The sequence below is a fragment of the Nocardia puris genome (genome assembly GCF_003315035.1).
Taxonomy (GTDB): domain Bacteria; phylum Actinomycetota; class Actinomycetes; order Mycobacteriales; family Mycobacteriaceae; genus Nocardia; species Nocardia puris.
Window position 1 is genome coordinate 418,769 of record NZ_QNRE01000004.1, and the last position, 20,986, is coordinate 439,754.

The 20,986-nt window shown below is 71.3% G+C and carries 16 protein-coding genes and 1 tRNA gene; 6 read left to right on the forward strand and 11 right to left on the reverse strand.

The window, feature by feature from the left end; all coding sequences use genetic code 11:
- Positions 1–95 precede the first annotated feature (95 nt).
- Positions 96–1,568, reverse strand: a complete 1,473-nt coding sequence (locus DFR74_RS14960) for a DUF3662 and FHA domain-containing protein (protein WP_067502678.1) — start codon at positions 1,566–1,568, stop codon at positions 96–98.
- Between the two features lie 236 nt (positions 1,569–1,804).
- Between DFR74_RS14960 and DFR74_RS14965 the strand changes: the two genes are divergently transcribed.
- The 3 genes from DFR74_RS14965 (at position 1,805) to DFR74_RS14975 (ending at position 4,499) form a co-directional block, all read left to right on the forward strand.
- A tRNA-Leu gene (locus tag DFR74_RS14965) sits at positions 1,805–1,887 on the forward strand.
- Positions 1,888–2,251: 364 nt separating this feature from the next.
- Positions 2,252–3,022 carry an SDR family NAD(P)-dependent oxidoreductase gene (locus DFR74_RS14970; RefSeq protein ID WP_067502675.1) on the forward strand — a complete coding sequence of 257 codons (771 nt, stop codon included), beginning with the start codon at positions 2,252–2,254 and terminating at the stop codon, positions 3,020–3,022.
- A gap of 55 nt (positions 3,023–3,077) precedes the next feature.
- Positions 3,078–4,499 carry a hypothetical protein gene (locus DFR74_RS14975; RefSeq protein ID WP_067502671.1) on the forward strand — a complete coding sequence of 474 codons (1,422 nt, stop codon included), beginning with the start codon at positions 3,078–3,080 and terminating at the stop codon, positions 4,497–4,499.
- Positions 4,500–4,842: 343 nt separating this feature from the next.
- Here the strand turns inward: DFR74_RS14975 and DFR74_RS14980 are convergent, their stop codons facing one another.
- A complete protein-coding gene (locus DFR74_RS14980) occupies positions 4,843–5,508 on the reverse strand; it encodes a TetR/AcrR family transcriptional regulator (RefSeq protein WP_067502668.1) in 666 nt (221 codons plus the stop codon).
- Between the two features lie 89 nt (positions 5,509–5,597).
- Between DFR74_RS14980 and DFR74_RS14985 the strand changes: the two genes are divergently transcribed.
- Complete coding sequence (locus DFR74_RS14985; RefSeq protein WP_067502665.1) at positions 5,598–7,757, forward strand: MMPL family transporter; 2,160 nt, start codon at positions 5,598–5,600, stop codon at positions 7,755–7,757.
- Positions 7,758–8,474: 717 nt separating this feature from the next.
- Here the strand turns inward: DFR74_RS14985 and DFR74_RS14990 are convergent.
- Positions 8,475–9,512, reverse strand: a complete 1,038-nt coding sequence (locus tag DFR74_RS14990) for a stage II sporulation protein M (RefSeq protein WP_084537269.1) — start codon at positions 9,510–9,512, stop codon at positions 8,475–8,477.
- A 43-nt stretch (positions 9,513–9,555) separates the two neighbouring features.
- Between DFR74_RS14990 and DFR74_RS14995 the strand changes: the two genes are divergently transcribed.
- The gene (locus tag DFR74_RS14995; protein WP_067502662.1) at positions 9,556–10,329 is read left to right on the forward strand and encodes an RDD family protein; all 774 of its coding nucleotides are present in this window, start codon (positions 9,556–9,558) and stop codon (positions 10,327–10,329) included.
- Positions 10,330–10,334: 5 nt separating this feature from the next.
- Here the strand turns inward: DFR74_RS14995 and DFR74_RS15000 are convergent, their stop codons facing one another.
- From DFR74_RS15000 to DFR74_RS15020, 5 genes are read right to left on the reverse strand one after another with little or no spacing between them, the layout of a single operon-like run.
- Positions 10,335–11,621 (reverse strand): DUF58 domain-containing protein, encoded by a 1,287-nt coding sequence (locus tag DFR74_RS15000; RefSeq protein WP_067502659.1) that lies wholly within the window; start codon positions 11,619–11,621, stop codon positions 10,335–10,337.
- Positions 11,622–11,623: 2 nt separating this feature from the next.
- Positions 11,624–12,604, reverse strand: a complete 981-nt coding sequence (locus DFR74_RS15005) for an AAA family ATPase (protein ID WP_113975113.1) — start codon at positions 12,602–12,604, stop codon at positions 11,624–11,626.
- Positions 12,601–13,818 (reverse strand): DUF4129 domain-containing protein, encoded by a 1,218-nt coding sequence (locus DFR74_RS15010; protein ID WP_084537267.1) that lies wholly within the window; start codon positions 13,816–13,818, stop codon positions 12,601–12,603. The genes DFR74_RS15005 and DFR74_RS15010 overlap by 4 nt, the downstream gene beginning before the upstream one ends.
- Positions 13,815–14,684 (reverse strand): hypothetical protein, encoded by an 870-nt coding sequence (locus DFR74_RS15015; RefSeq protein WP_232331609.1) that lies wholly within the window; start codon positions 14,682–14,684, stop codon positions 13,815–13,817. The genes DFR74_RS15010 and DFR74_RS15015 overlap by 4 nt, the downstream gene beginning before the upstream one ends.
- A 45-nt stretch (positions 14,685–14,729) precedes the next feature.
- A complete protein-coding gene (locus tag DFR74_RS15020) occupies positions 14,730–15,269 on the reverse strand; it encodes a TetR/AcrR family transcriptional regulator (protein ID WP_067502648.1) in 540 nt (179 codons plus the stop codon).
- An 89-nt stretch (positions 15,270–15,358) separates the two neighbouring features.
- Here DFR74_RS15020 and DFR74_RS15025 point away from each other — a divergent pair, with 89 nt between their 5' ends.
- A complete protein-coding gene (locus tag DFR74_RS15025) occupies positions 15,359–16,900 on the forward strand; it encodes an MFS transporter (RefSeq protein ID WP_067502645.1) in 1,542 nt (513 codons plus the stop codon).
- Between the two features lie 63 nt (positions 16,901–16,963).
- Here DFR74_RS15025 and DFR74_RS15030 read toward each other — a convergent pair whose 3' ends face one another.
- The 3 genes from DFR74_RS15030 to DFR74_RS15040 form a co-directional block, all read right to left on the reverse strand.
- The gene (locus tag DFR74_RS15030) at positions 16,964–18,532 is read right to left on the reverse strand and encodes an adenylate/guanylate cyclase domain-containing protein (RefSeq protein WP_067502642.1); all 1,569 of its coding nucleotides are present in this window, start codon (positions 18,530–18,532) and stop codon (positions 16,964–16,966) included.
- A gap of 148 nt (positions 18,533–18,680) precedes the next feature.
- Positions 18,681–19,079, reverse strand: coding sequence for a hypothetical protein (locus tag DFR74_RS15035; protein ID WP_147265835.1), 399 nt, complete (start codon positions 19,077–19,079; stop codon positions 18,681–18,683).
- A 114-nt stretch (positions 19,080–19,193) separates the two neighbouring features.
- A complete protein-coding gene (locus tag DFR74_RS15040) occupies positions 19,194–20,966 on the reverse strand; it encodes a DUF4407 domain-containing protein (RefSeq protein ID WP_113975114.1) in 1,773 nt (590 codons plus the stop codon).
- Between the last annotated feature and the right edge of the window lie 20 nt (positions 20,967–20,986).

Genomic DNA, 20,986 nt, shown 5'->3' on the forward strand with positions numbered 1-20,986 from the left:
TGGCAGCATCATAGGGCCGTCGACCGACTCCGATCACGATACGACCGACGAGTACGCCGGAACGATGTCGTGATCCGCATCGCGAGCTTACGGGATCAGACGATACGGATCAGGATCTCGGAATGCCCGGCACGGATCACATCTCCGTCGGCGAGCTGCCAGTCCTGCACCGGCGAACCGTTCACCAGCGTGCCGTTGGTCGAGCCGAGATCCGACAGCATCGCCGTCTGGCCGTCCCAGCGGACCTCGATGTGGCGGCGCGAGACACCGGTGTCGGGCAGGCGGAAATGCGCGTCCTGGCCGCGGCCGATGATGTTGCTGCCCTCGCGTAGCTGGTAGGTGCGCCCGCTGCCGTCGTCGAGCTGGAGCGTGGCCGAGTAGCCCGATCCCGCGCCCGCCGCCGCGCCGTAACCCGGCTCGGCGTACCCGGCCTGCTGGCCGTAGCCGGGCTGTTGCGAGTACGCCTGGCCGTAGCCCTGTTCCTCGGGGGCGGCGTAGCCCTGGTCGCCGTAGCCGGCCTGCTGGCCGTAACCGGGGTCGGCGTATCCCTGCTGGCCGCCGCCGTAGCCGCCGCCCTGCTGGGCGTAGCCCTGCTCGCCGTACCCGGCCTGTTGGCCGTAGCCCTGATCCGCGTAACCCTGGTCGCCGTAGCCTTGCTGGCCGTACCCCTGCTGCTGGCCGTAGCCCTGGTCGGCGTAGCCGCCGCCCTGCTGGCCGTAGCCGGGCTCCTGGTAGCCCTGCGCGCCGTAGCCCTGGTCGCCGTAGCCTTGCTGGCCGCCGCCGTAGCCGCCGCCCTGCTGGGCGTAGCCCTGCTCGCCGTACCCGGCCTGCTGGCCGTAGCCCTGATCCGCGTAACCCTGCTGGCCGCCGCCGTAGCCTTGCTGGCCGCCACCCTGTTGGTAGTCGTAGCCGTTCTGATAGTCGCCGTAGCCCTGCTGGCCGTCGGGCGCCTGATAGTCGGCGGCACCGTACGACGCGCCACCGCGCGCGTAGTCGTCGCGGTACGCACCGTTCTGGGGACCTCCGGGCCGCCCCCCTGGCGGCGGTGCGTACCCGCGATCGCGTGGATCGGACTCCGCGGGCTCACGGCTCGGGTCGTAGCCAGAGTTCTGCGTCATGGGGCCAGCTCCTGGTTGCGGGTGTGCAGGTCGTTGTGGCGTGGGTTCCGGGCGGGGAGCCGACGAGCCCCCACGGCCGGCGTCCGGATCGACGCGGCCGCTCGCCCTGAACTGTCCGGTGTGCAGCGTAGGTGATGCCTCGAACGCTACGTGTACTTCGCCATAGGTCTGCCACCCTTGATCGCGGATGTAGTCCTGGAGATGTTTGGCGAACGCGCGGGTCGTGAGGTCGTGGTCGGAAGCCAGTTTCTCGTGGTCGGACGGGTTGATGGTGATCACATAGCTGTTCGGCACCAGACGGTGTCCACCGTCGAGTTGCCGCACGTTGTCGGTGGCTTCGCGCTGCAGCGCGTCCTCCACCTCCTTGGGCACCACGCTGCCGCCGAACACCCGGGCGAACACGTCGTCGAAACCGCGCAGGCGACGTTCGAACCTCGAGACGATGCCCATACCGGCCTCCCTTCGATGTGCTACACCCTGATGACTTCCCAGCTCCATAACAACGACACGCCGACATGGCGTGTCGCGGCACGACCACGGTCATTGCATGATATCCACGATCCTCCACACCTGTAACTCCTGGAAACGTCCGGAGGTTCCCCGGACGTCTCGGACACGTCACAATGGGCTCTGAACAGGCGATTTCTTGTGACGCCGATACCCGTGATAGTGTTCCGGAGTCGCTCGGGCGAGTGGCGGAATGGCAGACGCGCTGGCTTCAGGTGCCAGTGTCCTTCGGGACGTGGGGGTTCAAGTCCCCCTTCGCCCACTGCACTCGATAAGAGGCTCATGCTCACGGAGAGCGTGGGCCTTTTCTCGTTTCGTGTGTTTTGTGGGGGCGCAGCCCCCACGCCCCGCCCGGCGGGGCTGTGCCCCCCGGAGCCCCCCATTTCCACAGGTGTACCCGGGGGTTGCGTTATCGCAAGTGTGCTCGCCGCGGGATCCCGTGGCGCTGGTGGTTCGTTCCCGAGTTGTGGCCGAAGTGTTGGGGTGGTGTTGTGATCGCCACTGTTCGGGTGGGGGCGGGGTGGGTGTGCCGGTGGGCACAGGGGTGGGAGAGCCCTTCTATATAGGGGTGGTGGGTTGGGGCTCCTACCCTTGATTCCTGACGAGAACCTGTTCTAATTTTTGGCATGCGTAGATATGAGGGTCGTCGGGTTCTGGTCACCGGAGCGGGGTCGGGTATCGGGCAGGGGATCGCGTTGCGGCTGCTCGACGAGGGGGCGCGGCTGGTGGGCGTGGACGTCGACGAGGCGGGTCTGGCCGGGACGGTGGAGAAGGCCGGTGACGTCGACGGGCGGCTGCACACGCTGCGGATCGATATCGCCGATCCGGAGTCGGTGCGGGCCGGCACCGAGGCGGCGCTCGAATTCCTGGGCGGCGGGCTCGACGTGCTGGTCAACGCGGCGGGCATCCTGCGGCCCGCGCGCACCCACGAGATGCCGCTCGAGGTGTGGAACCAGGTGATCACGGTGAACCTCACCGGCACCTTCCTCATGACGCAGGCCGCGCTGCCCGCACTGGTGGACTCCGGGCACGGCGTCGTGGTCAACCTCTCGTCCACCGCGGCGTTCAGCGCCTCGCCCTATCTCGCCGCCTACGCCGCGTCCAAGGGCGGGGTCAACGCGTTCACCCACTCCATCGCGCTCGAATACGCCAAGCAGGGGCTGCGCGCGGTCAATATCGTGCCCGCGGGCATCACCAGCGGCATCACCACGAAGTCGATCCTGGACCAGCCCGACGGGGTGGACTACTCGCTGTTCGCGCGCCTCACCGGCTGGCTCAACAATGGCGCACTCGGTACACCCGAGGACATCGCCGGCGTCGTCGCCATGGTCGCCTCCGACGACGGCCGGTACATGACGGGCACCGAAATCCGCGTCGACGGCGGCGCGCTGATGTGAGTGGGGGCGCCGCCACGTCGTCCCACCGGGCGACCCGATCCTGTTGAGGCTCCGCATGATTCGCGCACCGTATGTTCTGCTCGCCGCCTGCGCGCTGGCGCTCGCCCCGGCCGGGCAGGCGCGGGCGGCGGAGTATTGGGGCCCGCTCGCGCCGCCGAATCCGCATCTCGGGCCGGTCGGCACCGTCACCATGCACGGTGACGCGGGGTCCTCGGATGTCACGCCGCTGCCGGGGCCGGGCCTCGGGCAGCAGCCGGTGGGCGCGTATCCGCTGGCGGCGGCCTGCCCGACGCTGCTGCAGGGTTCGGACGGGCTGGTCGTCGCGCTGTGCACGACCATCGCCGGACGCACGCCGACGGTGTACCTGCTGGATCCGGACGCGGGACCGCTAGGTGGCCCGCTCGCCTCGCTGGCGCTGCCGAAGGGCAGCCTGCTCGGCGGCGTCTACGCCTACCTCGACAATGCCGACCGGCTGGTGGCCGTCGACGGTGACCGCGCCCTGGTGCGCATCGCACACGCGCGCGAAGGCGGGCGCTGGACACTGCGGGTGGACGAACGCGTCGATCTGGCCGCCGCGATTCCGGAGGGGGACAACGTCACCGGACTGGTCCCCGACTGGTCGGGCACGGTGTGGTTCGCGACCGGGCGGGGGTTGGTCGGCACCGTCGCGCCCGACGGCACCACGGCGACGCTCGCCCTGCCCGATCCGGCCGGCGGCGAGACCGTCGCCAACAGCATCTCGTCCGCGCCGAGCGGCCGCGTCGCCGTCGCCACCACGCACGCCCTCTACGAACTGGCCGCCACCGACGGGAGGCCTGAAATCCTTTGGCGCGCACCGTACGATCGCGGCACCGCGCGCAAACCGGGACAGCTGAGCTGGGGCACCGGCTCCACCCCCACGTACTTCGGCCCGCGCACCGGCGCCGACTACCTCACCATCGTGGACAGCGGTGACGAACAAGTGCGCGTCCTCGTCTACGCCTCCGGCACCGGCGAGCTGCTGTGCTCGCGGCCCGTGCTCACCGAAGGCGGTGCGGGCAGCGAGAATTCGCCGATCGGGATCGGGCGGTCGGTGTTCGTCGCGAGCACCTACGGCTATCCGTACCCGGCCGTGCCGGACGACGCGGGGCCGGCCGTGCCGCCGAGCGCGCCGTTCACCGGCGGCATGACCCGTGTCGATGTGGACGACGCGGGCGGCTGCCGTACGGTGTGGGAGAACTCCGTGCGCAGCGCGGCCGTTCCGCATCTGTCAGCGGCCGACGGCTACGTCTACACCCTCACCCGGATCGGGCCCGCCTCGGCGACACCGCTCGACGGGTACGCGTTCACGGTGCTGGATTCCGGTACGGGACAGGTGGTTTCGACCTCACCGCTGCCCGGCACCCTCGCCAACGATCCGCTCCAGATGTCGCCGTTGTGCACGGCGGGCGGCCGGGTGCTCCAGGGCACCGTCACCGGGGTGCTACGCATCGGCTGACCACGTTGTGCACAGGCGGAGTCAGGTGCTGAACACGCTGTGCACAAGCCGTGTCACCTGTGGATATCTCGGCTCCACCTGTGGAAAACGTGTGTGCCGAGGGGATGCCGACACCCTGTGGACAACTTGCGGGCCGACTGGTGAAACCTCTTGCGCACCAAGAGTTCTACCGCCGACGCCGACTTATCAACAGCGAATTTCCGCTGGTAGAGCCGATAATCCGGAACGCCAACACCCTGGTGATGCCGGTGGATGAATCCGCGCCACCGGCGGAGAATCCTTCGCTCACACCATGTTCGCGGATTCATCCACAGGTAGGCGCAGGTCTGTGGATGCGGCGCGATCAGGGCCGCGGATCCCACTGGAAGGCATCGGCATTCGGCCCCGTCGCGAGTCCGCGCCGCACCACCGTCAGCACGCGCGCGATGGCGGCCTCCCGCGCTTGGGGCCCCTCGTCGGCGATCGCGCGCTCGACGAGCAGCGCCGACATCCCGTGCACCATCGACCAGGCCGCCAGTTCGGCGTCGGGCCGGTCGGCCGGATCGGTGAAGCCGATCTCCACCAGTTCGTCCAGCAGATCGGAGAGCAGGTCGAAGGCGGGGGAGTTCCACTCCTCGGAGTTCTTGCGGTCGCGATTGCCGAACGCGGTGCGGAACAGGCCGGGCTCGCGCAGCGCGAACGTCACGTAGCCGCGGCCGACGGCGAACAGCCGCAGCACCGCGTCGGAATCGGGATCGAGTTCGTCCAGCGTCTCGGCCATGGCCCCGAACAGGCTGCGCTGCGCCTCCTCCTGCGCGGCGCCGAGCAACTGTTCGTGATTGGTGAAGTGCCGGTAGGCGGCGGTGGGGGTGACGCCGACCCGGCGGGCGGCCGCGCGCACCGTGACGGCTTCCGGTCCGCCCTTCTCGGCGAGTTCGGCGGCCGCGCGGACCAGGGCATTGCGCAGGTCGCCGTGGTGATACGAGCCTGCGCGGGCGCCCCGGGTGCGAGTGGCTTCCGAATTCGTCATCGATTCGATGTTGACACCTGTGCACATCCGGTGGCAAGTTAACACCCATAAAGTTTACGCATGGCAACATGCCCGTCCGGAGGTTCGCGATGTTCGAACGACTCGGCCGTTTCACGGTCCGGCATGCCCGCTGGATACTCGTCGCCAGCGTGCTGGCCCTCATCGCAGGCAGCGCGTTCGGCGTCACGGCGTTCAGCAAGATGCAGTCCGGTGGCCAGGAGGACCCCGGCGCCGAATCCAGCGCCGCCACCGCGCAATTGGCGCAGAAGTACGGTTCCGACACCGACTTCGTCTTCCTGATCCGGGCCGAGCAGGGCACCGTCGACGCCGAACCGGTCGCAGGGTTCGGCCGTGAACTGGCGGGTGAACTGGCCGCCGACGCCCGGCTGGTCAATGTGATCTCCTACTGGGACACGGGCTCGCCCGCGATGCGCTCCGAGGACGGCACCGCGGCCGTGATCCTGGCGGGCGGATCCAACACCGACCCCAGCCAGGACAACCGGATCGCCGAGGAGATCATCGCCGCCTACGGCACGGATGGGCCGATCGCGCAGGTCGGTATAGGCGGCAACGACGCGACGTTCGCGGCCGTCACCGAGCAGATCGGCAAGGATCTGGCGCTCGCCGAGGGCATCGCCGTGCCGCTCATCCTGGCGCTGCTGGTGCTCGCGTTCGGCAATGTGATCGCCGCGCTGCTCACTCTCGTGGTCGGCGGCGTCGCGATTCTGGGGACGTTCGCCGAACTGGCGATCCTCGGCTCGCTCACCGACGTGTCGGTCTACGCGGTCAACCTCACCACCGCCCTCGGGCTCGGCCTGGCCGTCGACTACGGACTGCTCATGGTGAGCCGCTTCCGGGAACGCCGTGCCGAGGGGGCCGAACCCGGCGACGCGGTGGTGCACGCGGTGTCGACGGCGGGGCGCACCATTGTGTTCAGCGCGGCCACCGTGGTCGCGGCGCTCTCCTCGCTGGTGATCTTCCCGCAGTACTTCCTGCGGTCGTTCGCCTACGCGGGCATCGGTGTGGTGGTGATCGCGGCCTCGGCCGCCGTGCTCACGCTGCCCGCGCTGCTCGCCGTGCTCGGCACCCGGTCCGACGCCTGGCGGGTGCCGGGGGTGCGCGGCATCCGCGGTGACGCCGCGCCGTTCTGGGCCGGGGTCGCGACGTTCGCTATGCGCAGGCCACTGGTCGCGGGCCTGCCGGTGGTGGCGCTGCTGCTGCTGGCCGCCGCGCCGCTGCTCAACGTGCAGTTCGGCACCCCGGACGATCGCGTGCTGCCGGTGAGCACCGAGGTGCGCCAGGTCGGCGACGCGATGCGTGAGGAATTCGGCGGCGGCGACACCAACGCGCTGTCGGTGGTCACCACGTCGGGGGTGGAGGCCGGTCCGCTCGCCGACTACGCGGCGGCGTTGTCGCAGGTGCCGCACGTGACCCAAGTCGATTCCGGTGCGGGCACTTTCGTCGACGGCGCGCGCGTCGCCACCTCACCCGCCGACGCCCGCTTCACGCGGCCCGACGCGCAGCGCCTCAACGTGCTCACGGATCTGGACCGCAACTCGCCCGAGGCGCGCGACCTGGTGGACCGGGTGCGCGAGGTGCCCGCGCCCACCACGGCGCTGGTCGGCGGTCAGGTGGCGGAGCTGCGCGACAGCCTCGCCTCCATCGGGTCGCGACTCCCGGTGGCCGTGGGCTGGATCGTGCTCACCACCTTCGTGTTGCTGTTCCTGTTCACCGGCAGCATCGTGCAGCCGCTGCGGGCGCTGCTGTCGAACGTGCTGAGCCTGGCGGCGACCCTCGGGCTGATGGTGTTCGTGTTCCAGGACGGGCACTTCTCGGGGCTGCTCGGGTTCACGCCCGCGCCGCTGGACGTGTCGATGCTGCTGCTCCTGTTCTGCATCACCTTCGGGTTGTCCATGGACTACGAGGTTTTCGTGATCAGCCGGATCAAGGAGCTGCACGACCGGGGCGCCACCACCGAGCAGGCGGTGGTGGAGGGGCTGGCGCGCACCGGCCGCCTGGTGACCACGGCGGCCGCGCTGATCTCCATCAGCTTCCTGGCCTTCGTCACCAGTGACGTGCGGTTCATCCAGTTCTTCGGGCTGGGTGCAGGCCTGGCGATCCTGATCGACGCCACGTTGGTGCGCGGCGTGCTGGTGCCGGTGGCGATGCGGCTGCTCGGGCCCGCCGCGTGGTTCGCGCCGAAGCCGTTGCGCGTGGTGCACGCGCGCTTCGGCCTCGCGGAGGCGTAGGGGGCGATCGGGAACCGTCCGGCCGAGGGGTGATCGCCCCTCGGCCGGACGTCGTCGCGGGGCGGTGACCCGCGTTTCCGCAGGTCCGTCACGCGAGTGAGGCGAAGATCACACCATCGATTCCGGTAGCGGCCGCGGTGCTGAACCCGGACGAATCGGGCGCTCGCACACTGGCGATTTCGCCTCCGGCAACCTCCCGGAGGTACCCGACCGGAGTGGGTCGAAAACCGGTGTGACCGGGTTCTGATCTTGTTTGATCCGAGATAAACAGACCTCAGGTCTCTTTTGGTTTGAGCAATGTTCAGCTACCTGAATCGTTGGTTACGAAATCGCAGGTAGAAAGCTCGCAAGTGATACATACCGATGTTTCGAATCCGCTCCGGCAAACCATGCCGCAGTCCATTGTTCGGTGCCGGTTCGTCCGTTTCGACGGGGTGTGAGTGGGTATGCCTGGAAGTTCGCCTTCGGCACGCACGGGGCAGCCGCGGGTTAGCTGGAAGTGTGAAGTAGACCGTCGTGACCGGGGTTTGCCAGCGGGCTGCTTTATACGCTTGACATCCGGCGTGGAGGGTTGCGCGGGCATAACGATTGTGTAGAGTCATCGGTAACGCTGGCCGCAGCTGAGCACGACTCGCTGCGGCCAGCGGAACTCAAATGGGGGATATCGCAACACATCCGAGACCTGGCGTTGCTGCCGATTGTCCGGAGTCGTTCAGTTCATCGTGTGCCCGACGTTGTCTGGGCTCGTGCCGTCGCCGGCAGCGCCAGCCAGTCCGTGTCGTCGCCCGGCGTGTGCGCCTGTCGCGCTTCCTGCTCCAGCACCGCGCGCCGCCCGACGCCGAACACGTAGACCAGGAACACCAGCTCGGCCGCCACGCCGATGCCCACCCGCACCGGCGCGGGCAGCGCGCTCGGCGTCACGAAACCCTCCAGCAGACCCGAGACGAACAGCACGCCCACCAGTCCGAGCGCGATCGCGGCGGTCGCCCGGCCCTGTCGCGCGACCGCCTCGACGCGGCTCAGTCGTCCCGGATCGATGAGCGTCCAGCCCAGCTTCAGGCCCGCACCGCCCGCCACGAAGATCGCCGTGAGCTCCAGAATGCCGTGCGGCAGGATGAATCCGAAGAACGAGTCCAGCCGGTCGGCCTCGGCCATGAGCCCCGCCGTGATGCCGACGTTGAGCGCGTTCATGAACAGCAGGTACACGGCGGGCAGGATCAGCACGCCCAGGAACAGGGCCATCGCCGCCACCCAGGCGTTATTGGTCCAGACCTGCGCGGCGAACGCCTCGTTCGGATGCTCGGTGTAGTAGGTCTCGAACGCGCCGCCCGGCGCGGTGACCCATTCGTTCTCGTCGGGGATGCCGAACAGGTCGCGGGCCCGGCCCGAGCCCTCGATCCACCGGGCCAGCCCGGCGGCGGTGGCCACGAACGCCGCCGCGACCGCCACCCACCACGGCCACGTGCGGTACAGCGCGGCGGGGAAGGTGTGGGTGAGGAAGCGGCCGATCTCGGTCCAGGTGCTCGATTTGGTGCCCAGCACCTTGCCGCGCGCCCGGGTGAGGATCGCGCTCAGGCCCGCGATGAGTTCCGGGTCGGGACTGTGCGATTGCAGGCGCGCCAACTGCTGGGAGGTGCGCCGGTACAGGACCACCAGTTCGTCGGCTTCGGCGCCGGTCAGCCTGCCGCGCCGGGACAGCTGATCCAGCCGCGCCCAGGCGCCGCGATGCGCGTAACTGTAAGCGTCGACGTCCATTCGGTTGCCTCCCATCCCCGCCGATGGAAAGAATGCTATCGACATGGCTGAGTTCACCACCGGCGAAGCGGTTGCTCTGGAGCTGCCGATCGCCCGCATCCCGACCCGCGCCGCCGCGTTCCTCATCGACCTGGCGGCGCAGTTCGCGCTGGCCGTGCTGCTGATCCTGCTCGCCGCGGCGATCTTCGCGAGCGCCGATCTGGACTCGGCCTGGCAGGACGCCGCCGTCACGGTGTGCATGGTCACCGTGCTGGTCGGCTATCCGGTCACCTGGGAGACCGCGACGCGCGGGCGCACGCCCGGCAAGATGGCGCTCGGGCTGCGGGTGATCCGCGCCGACGGCGGGCCGGTCGAGTTCCGGCACAGCCTCACCCGGGGCCTCGGCGGGGCGATCGTGGACTTCTGGCTGCTCGGCATGTTCGGGCTCGTCGCGGTGGTCACCTCGCTGTGCTCACCCAACGCCCGTCGCGTCGGCGACGTGCTGGCGGGCACCGTGGTGGTGCACGCCCAGCAGCCGCTGCCCGTGCCCGCCCTCGCCTACGCCCCGCCGTGGTTGGCCGGCTGGGCCACCCGCCTCGACCTGTCCGGTGTGCCGGAGGATCTCGCGCTCGCCATCCGCCAGTACCTCACCCGCCTGCGCACCCTCACCCCGGCCGCCCACGACACCCTCGGCCCCGCCTTGGTCAGCGCCCTGTGCACCCACCTGCGCGTCCCCCCACCCGCCGGCTACCCACCCGTCCAAATCCTCGGCGCCGTGATCTCCGAACGCCAACGGCGCGTGCTGGCGCCGGGACCCGGGCTGGTCCGCACTCGCTGAGCGCCTTAGAGCGACCCCGACTGTTTCAGCTCCAGATACTCGTCCGCCAGCGCTTCCGGCAACCGTCCCGGCGGGGCCGACACCACCGCGACGCCCTTGCGGCGCAGGGATTCCTGGACCAGGGCGCGTTCGGCGAGGACGGATTCGGCGGCGGCCGCGGTGTAGGGGTCGGCGCGGTGGGTGGCGGCCGCGGCGATCTCGGGGTCGATGACCGAGACGATGAGCACGCGGTGGCGGTGCGCGAGGGTCGGCAGGACGGGCAGCAGGTTCTCCTCGACGGCCGCGCCGTCCAGGCTGGTGAACCACACGACCAGGCTGCGGCGGCGGGCCCGCTGCACGGCCGCGCGCACCAGGCCGGCGCTGTCGGTGTCGACGAGGGCGGGCGTCACGCCGGCGAGCGCGTGCATGAGCTTGGGTTGCAGGCCCGCGCCGCGCACGCCCCGCACCTCGGTGCGCACCGAACGGTCGAAGGCCAGCAGGTCGACGCCGTCGCCCGCCGCCGAGGCCAGCCCGCCGAGCAGCAGCGCGGCCTCGATGGCGGCATCCAGGCGGGTGCCCTCGCCGACGCGTCCGGCGCTGACCCGCCCGGTGTCCATGAGCATCAGCACGTGCCGGTTGCGTTCCGGGCGCCAGGTGCGCACCAGCACGTCGGTGGCGCGGGCGGTGGCGCGCCAGTCGATGGCGCGCACGTCGTCGCCGGCCACGTACTCGCGGAACGAGTCGAACTCGCTGCCCTGGCCGCGGGTGTTGGCCACGGCGCGGCCCTCGAGGTGTTGCAGCCGTTTGACTTTCGAGCGCATCAGCCGTTCGCTGCGGAAGGGCGGAAGCGCCCGCACCCGCGCGGGCACCGTGCGCCGGGACTGCCTGCCCGCCATGCCGAGCGGGCCGAGCAACCGCAGCGTCACCGGGCCCGCCACGCGGTCGCCGCGGAACCGGGGCGTGACCGTGGTGTGCAGGCGCACCTTGGTGTTCGGCGCGAGATCGAGGGTGTGGGTGCGGTTCTCGGTGCGCATGCTGTCGGGCCAGTCGTCCCAGAGCTGTCCGCGTACGTGGCGCTCGCCGGTGTTCACCACCGTCAATTCCACCGCGACGGTGCGGCCTTGGCGCACCACGGTGAGCTCCTTGCGCGACAACGTGAGTCCGGCGACCCGGCCCACCGCCGCCACGTCCACCAGCACCGCCGTGAGCAACACGCCCGTCGCGAGCGCCACCCCGTACCAGGACGGCAGCACCACCGCGACGAACACCGCCAGCACGGCCGCGAGGGCGACCAGACGACCCGTGACGACCACGGCTACACCGGAACCGGAACCGTGTGCAGCAGCGCCGACATCACGCTCTCGGTGGTCACCCCGTCCAGCTCCGCCTCCGGCCGCAGCTGCAACCGGTGCCGCAGCACCGCCACCGCCACGAACTTCACGTCGTCGGGCGTGACGAACGCGCGCCCGTTCAGCCACGCGAAGGCCCGCGCCGCCGCCATCAGCGCGATCGCGCCGCGCGTCGAGGCGCCGTGCTGCACGGCGGGCGCGGTGCGGGTGCCGCGGCACAGGTCCACGCAGTAGGCGAGCACCTCGGGGCTCACCGTGACGCTCGCGACGGCGGCGCGCCCGGCCGCGATGTGGGCGGGCCCGGCGACGCGGCGCAGCCCGGCGGCGGTGAGGTCGCGCGGATCGAATCCGGACGCGTGCCGTTGCAGGATGCGGAACTCGTCGTCGCGGTCGGGCAGCCGCACGTCGACCTTGAACAGGAACCGGTCCAGCTGTGCCTCCGGCAGCGGGTAGGTGCCCTCCTGCTCGATGGGGTTCTGGGTGGCGATCACCACGAACGGGTCGGGCAGCGGCCGGGGCTTGCCGTCCACCGACACCTGCCGCTCCTCCATCGACTCCAGCAGCGCCGACTGGGTTTTCGGCGGCGTGCGGTTGATCTCGTCGGCCAGCAGCAGGTTGGTGAACACCGGGCCGTGCCGGAAGGTGAACTCGGCCGAATGCGGATCGTAGATCTGCGAGCCGGTCACGTCGCCGGGCATGAGGTCGGGGGTGAACTGCACGCGGGCGTGTTCCAGATCCAGCGCGGTGGCCAGCGAGCGCACCAGCAGCGTCTTCGCCACGCCCGGCACACCCTCGAGCAGCACGTGCCCGCGGCACAGCAGGGCGAGCACCAGGTAGAGCACGGCGTTGTCGTTGCCGACCACCGCCTTGCCGATCTCCTCGCGCAGCGCGCCGAACGCCGCACCGGCCTCCGCCGCGGTGGGGGGTTTGCCGATGTCCGTGGTCATCCGACCTCCTGTTCGATGTATTCGAGTTGGGCGGCCACGTGCCGCAGCGCCGCCGCGTCGGGGACGTCGCCGTAGAGCGCGTGGTCGGCGACCTCACCCGGAATGCCGCGCGCCGTGAGCGCGGCGACCAATCGTTCCCGGCCGGCTTCCGCGCCGAAGCCCAGCGTGGGGCGCAGCCTGCGCACGGTCGCCGCGCGCAGTTTGCCCGCGACGTAGGCGTGGTCGCGGGAGCGGCGGTACAGCGCCGCCTGCCCGGCGAGCAGTTCGTTGGCGGCCACCTCCACCGGGCGCGGTTCGCGCACCAGGGCGCCACGCCGCCGGGCCCGCCACCAGATCAGCAGGCCCAGCAGGATCAGCAGCTGGAGCCCGCCGAAGGCCACGGTGCCGGGGAGCCGTTCGAAGATCGAGCCCGAGCCGGGGCCGAAATCCGGGAGGTCGACGTCGCGGTCCCCGGTGTCGGGACTTTCCGTGGGCGGCAGTTGCGGCTCGGGCGGCTTCGGCGCGATCGGCCCGCCGCACGCTTGCAGCACGCCGTAGAGCAGCAGCAGGACCACCGCCGCGCCCGCCACCGCCGCCCAGAATCGCGGATCGCGCAGCAGCTCGGGCAGTTCCGGCAGGCCGCGGCGGGTGCGCGGCGCGACCTCCACCGCCTCGCGCTCCACCGGCTCGGGTGCGGGCGGCGGCGCGCCGGCGGAGAAGCGGTCGGCGTATTCGAGGCGGCGGTACTCGTCCTCGGTGGCGCGCCGCCCGCCGTAGACGACCTCGTCGAAGCTGCGTGCGGCGGGCTGGAGTTCGCTCGCGACCTCGAGCGGGAGGTCGGCGGCCGAGGCGTCGTCGACGGTTTCGTCGGCCGTCCGGGAGCGCCGCACGTCGAGCACGCCGTGCTGTTCCATCCCGCGCAGCACGGCGCGGAACCGTTCGCGCAGGGCGCGGTCGTAATCCCGGTGCTGGGCGGCCTGTTCGGCGGCCGAGCGGTGTTCGTCGGCCGGGCCGAGCCGGGGGACGCCGGGGACGGGGGGTTCGCCGTGGACGGGCTGGTCTTGCGGCCGAGTCTCCGGCGGGGTCGGGGGGTAGTGGAGGGGAGCTCCGGGGCCGTGCGGAGGTTGCGCGCCGACTTGCGGCGGGGCAGCCGGATCATGCGGCGGGACAGCCGGGTTCGGCCGCGCGGGCTGCCCGTCGCCTGGTGTCCCGTCGTCGCGGGTGGGCCCGGTCATCGGCGGGCCTCCGGGACGCGGATGTCCAAACCCTCACGGCGGCAGCGCCGGTCGACGTAGGAGACCACGCGTGAGCTCGAGTCGACGATCTCGGCGAACGCCGCGATCAGCAGCGCGGCGCCGGTGAGGAGCGCGATCACGGCCCAGCGGCGGGTGCCGGAGAAATCGGAGACGAACCAGGGCAGCGCGAGCAGCGGCACGGTGAGCAGCGTGTACAGCATCCGCTGGCACAACCACAGCCCCGTCAGCGACCATTCCGCCTCGAACACCAGCACTTTCGTGCGCTGCACCGCCGCGCCGTAGTCGGCGCGCTCGGCGAAGATCACCGGCACCACCAGGAACCTCTTGGCGCGCAGGTAGCCGAGCCCGACCAGCGCGAACGGCAGCGTGACGATCAGGAATCCGCCGCCGACCAGTACGGCCAGACCGGTCAGCGTGAACATCAACTGCGCGATCAGCAGCGGCGTGAACCTCGCGGTCATGCGTTCGAACGCCGTGCGCAACCCGATGGGGGAGCCGCCCACCGTGGCCAGTCCGAGCGGCACGGTGACGCCGCGCAGGAACAGCCGCACCAGCCACGCGCAGCCCAGGGTGCCGAGGATCGCCGCCCACGCGGTGCCCGCATCGGACCCGTCGGTGAGGTGTGAACCGAGCCCGGTGATCCCGACGACCACCAGCTCGGCCAGGACCAGCGCCAGGCCCGCGGCGGCGGCCAGCGCCTTGATATCGGCCTGGATCAGGGCGAACGGCAGGTCTAGCTGTTCGCGGAAGGTCAGCGGGCGGACCGGCACCGTCGTTCCAGGGGACCCTGGTACCGGATCGTTTCCCGCCCCGACGGCACCGGCCGGGTCAGCGGCTGGCAACACGCGGCCGAGTCTAACCGGCCCGGCGGCCTCGAGTGCGATCGCCGCTCAGCGGCCCAGCAGGTGATCCACCACCCGGCGGTAGCGCTCGGGGTCGACCGAAGGCATGCCGAGCAGGGCGCGCAGGTATACCCCGTCGCCCACCAGGCGGATCAGGTCGGCGCGCACCGGGTCGTCGATCTCGTCGTCCAGGCCCTCCGACCACGTGCCCATCAGGTCCTCGAGCGCACGCTGCACGTCGTCGGTCTCGGCGCCGGCGTCGACGGTGCGCATGGTGGCGAGCATCGAGCGGTAGAGCTCGAGTTCGACGGCCTCGGTGGCGTTGGCCGGGTTGGGGGCTTGCAGGTACCACTCGGCGGCCGAGGTGCCGTGGGCGCGCGCCTCGGCGAGCTGGTGGTTCACGCGGTCGGCGAGGCGGCGCACCAGGCCGGTGAGCAGCGCGTCCTTGCTCTTGAAGTGGTAGAGCAGCCCGCCCTTGGAGACGCCGGCGGCGGCCGCGACGTTCTCCAGGGTCACGTGCGCCATGCCCTTCTCGAGCAGCAGCGTCTCCAGTGCGTCCAGGAGGCGGTCCCTGGTGTTCGGCGTCACGGCCGCGAACTATACCGGCTGGACGGTCCAGTCTGCTACTGTACCGGCTGGACGGTAAACAACCGAGACGACGGAAGTCGAGAAAGTCGATGAACGCCCACACCTCCGCGGTCACCACCGCCCCCGATGCGACCGCCCCGCCGCGCGCCACCGCGCGCGAATGGGCCGGCCTGTCCGTACTCGCCCTGGCGCTGCTGCTGCTCGCCGTCGACGCCACCGTGCTCGACCTCGCGGTCCCCGCCATCAGCGCCGATCTGGCGCCCACCACCCCGCAGCTGCTGTGGATCATCGACGTGTACTCGTTCGTGCTCGCCGGCCTGCTCGTGGTGATGGGCAACCTCGGCGACCGCATCGGGCGCCGCAGGCTGCTGCTGATCGGCGCGATCGGCTTCGGTATCGCGTCGGCGTTCGCGGCGTGGGCCGTCTCGCCCACCATGCTGATCGCCGCCCGCGTCCTCCAGGGCGTCGCCGGCGCGACCCTCATGCCCGCCACGCTCGGCCTGATCCGCGCCATGTTCCTCGACCCGCGCCAGCGCACCGTCGCCATCGCGGTGTGGAGCGCCATGGCGGGCGGCGGCGCGGCGGCCGGTCCGCTGCTCGGCGGCTGGATGCTCGAGCACTTCTGGTGGGGCTCGGTGTTCCTGGTGAATCTGCCGGTCATGCTGGTGCTCGTCGCGCTGGGGCCGCTGCTGATCCCGGAGTCGCGCGATCCCAACCCGGGCCGCTTCGACCTGCCCAGCGCGGCGCTGTCGATGCTGGCGCTGGTGCCGGTGGTCTACGCGATCAAGGAGACCGCGGCCCACGGCCCGAGCGCGGGTCTGGGCGTCGTCGCGGCGCTGGGTGTGCTGGCCGGTGTGCTGTTCGTGCGCAGGCAGCGCGTGCTGGCGAACCCGATGCTGGATCTGCGGCTGTTCGCGCTGCCGCGATTCCGCACGGCGGTGCTCACCAACCTGCTGGCGGTGTTCGCGCTGGCCGGTGTGCTGTTCTTCGGCTCGCAGTACCTGCAATTGGTGCTGGACCGCTCGCCGATGCAGGCGGGTGTGCTGCTGCTACCGGGTCTGGTGGCGAGTGTGATCGCGTCGCTGGCGGCGGCGTGGCTGGTGAACCACCTGCGTCCGGGCGCCGTGCTCGGCGGCGCGCTGGCGACGGCCGCGGCCGGAGCGCTGCTGTTCCTGTGGCTCACGCCCGACGTCGCGACCAGCACCTGGCCGTTCGTGCTGGGCTTCCTCGCGATCGGCGCGGGTGTGGGTGTGGCGTTGACGGTGTCGTCGGACATGGTGGTGAGCTCCGCGCCCGTGGAGCGCGCCGGCGCCGCCGCGGCGGTCTCCGAGACCGCCTACGAGACCGGCATCGCCCTCGGCGTCGCCCTGCTGGGCAGCGTCGTGATGGCGATCTTCCGCGCCGGACTGGACGTCTCGCAGCTGCCGAGCGCCGACGCGGGCGCGGCGGGCGAATCCCTCGGCGCCGCCACCCAATTCGCCCGCGACCTGCCGGAATCGGTGGCCGACGGCTTCCTGCTCTCGGTGCACGAGGCCTTCGTCTCCGGCATCCACCTGGCCGCCCTCGGCACGGCCTCGGTCCTGCTGCTCGCCGCGGTTATCGCCTTCCGCCTGCGCACCCCGCAGGCGTAGGAGCACAACGGAGAAGGGGTCCGCACTACTCATGGTGCGGGCCCTTTCAGCCCCGCCCCGACCTCAGGAACGATTACCGCGTGCCGGCCGCGCCACCACCGTCGCCGTCGGCCTCCCTCTCAACGTCACTTCTTCCCCCCGCTCCCACTGCGCCGCCTCCCGTGCCGCAGCGGCGTCCACCGTCGCCCCCGACGCCAGCAACAACCCCGGGTCGGACTTCGACAGTTCGCACAGGCGCGCCGCCTCGTTGACGGCGTCACCGATGACCGTGAACTCGTAGCGCTGGTCGGCCCCGACATTGCCCGCCACCACGCGCCCAGCCGCCACGCCGATGCCCGCTCTGAGTTCCGGGATCTCACCGAGGCGCGCCTGGATGGCGCGCCCGCACGCCAGCGCCGCGCCCGCCGCGTCGGGCAGGGGAGTGGGGGTGCCGAAGACGGCGAGCGCGGCGTCGCCCTCGAATTTGTTGAGCAGGCCGCCGCGCCGCTGCACCTCGTCGACCACCACGCCGAAGAAGCGGTTGAGCAGCGCCACGGTCTCGGTGGCCGGACGGGTCGCGGTGAGGGTGGTGGAGCCGATGATGTCCACGAACAGGGCCGCCGCGTCGGTCTCCACCCCGCCGAGCGCGGGTTCGGCGGCCAGCGCGGCGTCGGCGACGTCCTGCCCGACGTGCCTGCCGAACAGGTCGCGGATCTGTTCGCGTTCCCGCAGACCCGCCACCATGTGGTTGAAACCGCTTTGCAGCTCGCCCAATTCGGTGCCGTCGTACATCGCGAGCGAGACGTCCAGATCGCCGCGCTCCACCTGCCGCATGGCCTGGCGCACGCCGTTGATGGGCGCGACGGTGGCGCTGAGCGTCTGCGCCATGAGCAGCAGCCCGAACACCAGCGTCGCCCCGCCGAGCGCGAGCACGCACACCGCGAGCCGTTCGGCGGTCACGTGATCGAAGACCAGCGCCAGCACCGCGATCACCATCATCCCGGCCACCGGCACGCCGGAACCGAGCAACCACACCAGCAGCGACCGCCCGAACACGCCGATACCGCGCCGCTTGCGCGCCGGGGCGGCCTCGAGGACCCGCGCGGTGACCGGGCGCAGCGCGAATTCGATCACCAGGTAGCTGTTGGCGCACACCACCACGGCGCTGAACCCGAGGGCGAACATGATCTTGGGGATCAGCTCCGGCTCGACCAGCCCGTACAGCGTGGTGAGGACTAGCAGCCCGCCCAGCCACAGCAGGCCCTGGTGGATCACCAGTTTGCGCGGCACCGCCCCGGCCGCGGCCTGTTCGGCCTCGGTGGGCACGTGGTCGGGGTCGATCGCCCAGCGCAGGGAACGCAGGCTGCGCGAGGTGCCCCAGTAGGTGCCGATCAGCAGCGCCAGCCCCGAATACACCGGCGCGGCGATCACGTTGAGCAGCAACAGGTCCCGCGTGAACACCGTCGGGCCGGGCAGGACGAACCCGGCGAGCGCGATGGACACCACCATCCCGGTCAGGTTGGCCAGCACCAGCGACAAGGTCAGCAACAGCTGGATGCGGATGCGCCGCACCCCCGTCGACTCGCGCTCGGTCCCCAGCAGCCGGGAACCCCACGGCGCGGGCGCGCGCGATTTCACCTCACCGACCGCCATGCGTTGCAGCGTAGACCGCGCGCGGGCCGCCGCACGGCGCGTCGCGCGCCGACTGTGAACCTTCCCATTCCGGATACGCGGAAGCCCGCGCCCGACCTCCCGGTCCGGCGCGGGCTCCGGTGCGTTCCCCCTGCGCGACGTCAGCGGCTCATTTGCCGCAGTTGTCTTCCACGTGCTTGCTGAGACGCGGCGCGACCTCGCCGAGCTTCTCGGCGGCCTCCTGCGCGGCGGTCGCGTTGGCCTGCATGTCCTGCAACGACTGCTCCGGGTTGGTCAGGTCCAGATCGGAGGTGGTCTTGGAGACCTGCTCCTGGGCGTCGGCGAACGCCTCCCAATCGGCCTTGATGTCCGAGGGCGCCACGTCGGCGACCTTCCTGGACTTGGTCACCAGATCGCCGGAGCTGTTCGGGGTGGCGGTGATGCCGCCCAGATCCTCGACCGCCTGACAGTAGGCCGAGTTCGAGCCGGACGAATCGTCGCCGAAGCAGCCGGACAGTACTCCGGCGCCGAGGGCGGCGATGGTGACGGCCATGATGGTACGACGCATGTGAAACGGGACCCTTCCGTTATGGGTGAGCGGAACGTGTTTCGTTCCGCCCGTCCGGAATCCGGACAGGGCAACGTATCAAATCGGACATTCGCCCGCAGCGCGAGCGGGCGCCTACTTGCCCGGCGGCAGTTCGCGCGGCCCGCGGTAGGGGAGTTCGCGGTGGTCGGCGGCGGGCAGTTCGGACCGGGGGTCGGCGGGCGGCAGCGGATGGCCGGTGCGCGGGTCCGTGTAGGGGAGTGCCGCGTAGCGCGGATCGTGCGTCGCGGCGGGCGCGTCCACCACGGCCGAGGCGATCCGGTGCGCGTGCCACGCCTCGGGGGAACCGGGCGGCAGCTGGTAGCCGACGGGGGCGGTGACGGTCTGCTGCGGCGCGTGCGAATCCTGGGTGTCGACGGTGACCTTGCGGGTGCGGCGCAGCGTGAAGGTGATCTCCTCGACCTCCTCGAACGCCTGGCGGGCGGTGCGCAGCGGGTGCGTGGCGGTGTCGAGCGCGTTGGCGACGAAGGAGGGCACCAGCGGGCGGATCCAGCGGGCGGCGGTGTCGGTGAACGGCACGGTGCCGATGATCGGCAGCTCCAGCCCGCCGCCCTTGGGCTCGGCGGGCCGCCCCGCGCCCTGGGCGGGCACGAGCTGTCCGCCCGCGGCCGCCGGCGCGAGGACACCCGGGCTGACGGTGGCGGGCAGGTTCGCGGTCTCGTGGGGCACGGAGCCGTCCTTTCGGTCGGTGGCCTGCGCGGCAGGCAGTTCGGGGCGCTTCGACTCCTCGAGGCGCTGCGGTTCGGTGATGCCGATCTCGAGCCCGCCGATGGCCGCGATCACGCGGGTGCGCTGGCGCTCCCTGTCGATGGCGGCGTCGGCCTCGACGGCCAGCCGGGCGGCGGTGAGCTGCTGCTCGGCGCGCAGCCGCTCGGCCTCGGCGTGCACCTCGGCGCGTTTGACCGCGATCGCGGCCTCGGCCTCGCGGGCCGCCCGGTCGGCGACGGCGCGGGCGGCGTTGTGCCGGTCGAAGGAGGTCTCACCGCGCCACCGGCGCAGCAGCAGCGGCAGCAGGGCCAGCAGGACGAACCCGGCCAGGGCGGCCAGGCGCACCAGCAGCGCGCCGGACTCGGTGGTGTGGTCGTGCATCGCGGCCCAGCGCGCGCCGAGCCCACGATCGCCCTCGGTGAGAGCGGCGGATCGGGCTGCGGCCGTTGCCCTTTCGGCCGCGGCGGCGCGCTCGTCCAGACCGGCGGCGCGGTCCTGGGCGGCGGCCAGGCGCTCGCGGGCGTCGTCGAGCATCTCGTTGGCGGTCTGCGATTCGGGGCCGCGCCCGGGGACGCCGGTGATGCGGGTCTGCGGGCACTCCGGGGTGGGGTTGTACTCGCACCGGGCGATGACCAATGCGCGGTCGATGTCCTGTTCGGCCTTGGTAATGGTCTCGTTCAGGGTGGCCCGGTCGGCGCGGGCCTGTTCGGCCTCCGCGCGGGCGGCCACCACACCGGGTGCGGATTCGGTGGCGGCGTACGCCTTTTCGTCGAGTACCCGGTCCACCGAGCCGCCGAAGATCACGGTGCTCGCCAGCTCGGCGAGTAGCACACCGGTCAGCACCGCGACGGCGACGCGGCCGATCTGGCCGACGCGGTCGGGCCCGCCGCTCGCGCGCGGGGTGGCCAGCGCGCGCCCGAGCGCGCCCGCCAGCAGCGTGACGATCAGCACGACGGGCACGATGGCCACGGCGGGCCAGGTGCCGGTCGCGGCCGTAGCCGCCGCCACAACACCGCCCGCGACCAGCGCGAACAGTGCGACGACGGCGCCGCTCAGCGTGTAGCTCGTACGTTCGTGGCCCTCGGCGATCTCGCCCGTGCGACCTCCGCCTAGCCAGGTGAACAAGCCGGTGATGGACATGGATCACACCCTCCGAGTCC

Coding starts and splice junctions, on each gene's coding strand:
- DFR74_RS14980 (WP_067502668.1), bottom strand. CDS start 5,508: ATGACGAATTCGGAAGCCACTCGCACCCGGGGCGCCCGCGCAGGCTCG.
- DFR74_RS14960 (WP_067502678.1), bottom strand. CDS start 1,568: ATGGGCATCGTCTCGAGGTTCGAACGTCGCCTGCGCGGTTTCGACGAC.
- DFR74_RS15005 (WP_113975113.1), bottom strand. CDS start 12,604: ATGACCACGGACATCGGCAAACCCCCCACCGCGGCGGAGGCCGGTGCG.
- DFR74_RS14970 (WP_067502675.1), top strand. CDS start 2,252: ATGCGTAGATATGAGGGTCGTCGGGTTCTGGTCACCGGAGCGGGGTCG.
- DFR74_RS15010 (WP_084537267.1), bottom strand. CDS start 13,818: ATGACCGGGCCCACCCGCGACGACGGGACACCAGGCGACGGGCAGCCC.
- DFR74_RS15035 (WP_147265835.1), bottom strand. CDS start 19,079: ATGCGTCGTACCATCATGGCCGTCACCATCGCCGCCCTCGGCGCCGGA.
- DFR74_RS15030 (WP_067502642.1), bottom strand. CDS start 18,532: ATGGCGGTCGGTGAGGTGAAATCGCGCGCGCCCGCGCCGTGGGGTTCC.
- DFR74_RS15040 (WP_113975114.1), bottom strand. CDS start 20,966: ATGTCCATCACCGGCTTGTTCACCTGGCTAGGCGGAGGTCGCACGGGC.
- DFR74_RS14990 (WP_084537269.1), bottom strand. CDS start 9,512: ATGGACGTCGACGCTTACAGTTACGCGCATCGCGGCGCCTGGGCGCGG.
- DFR74_RS15025 (WP_067502645.1), top strand. CDS start 15,359: ATGAACGCCCACACCTCCGCGGTCACCACCGCCCCCGATGCGACCGCC.
- DFR74_RS14985 (WP_067502665.1), top strand. CDS start 5,598: ATGTTCGAACGACTCGGCCGTTTCACGGTCCGGCATGCCCGCTGGATA.
- DFR74_RS14995 (WP_067502662.1), top strand. CDS start 9,556: ATGGCTGAGTTCACCACCGGCGAAGCGGTTGCTCTGGAGCTGCCGATC.
- DFR74_RS14975 (WP_067502671.1), top strand. CDS start 3,078: ATGATTCGCGCACCGTATGTTCTGCTCGCCGCCTGCGCGCTGGCGCTC.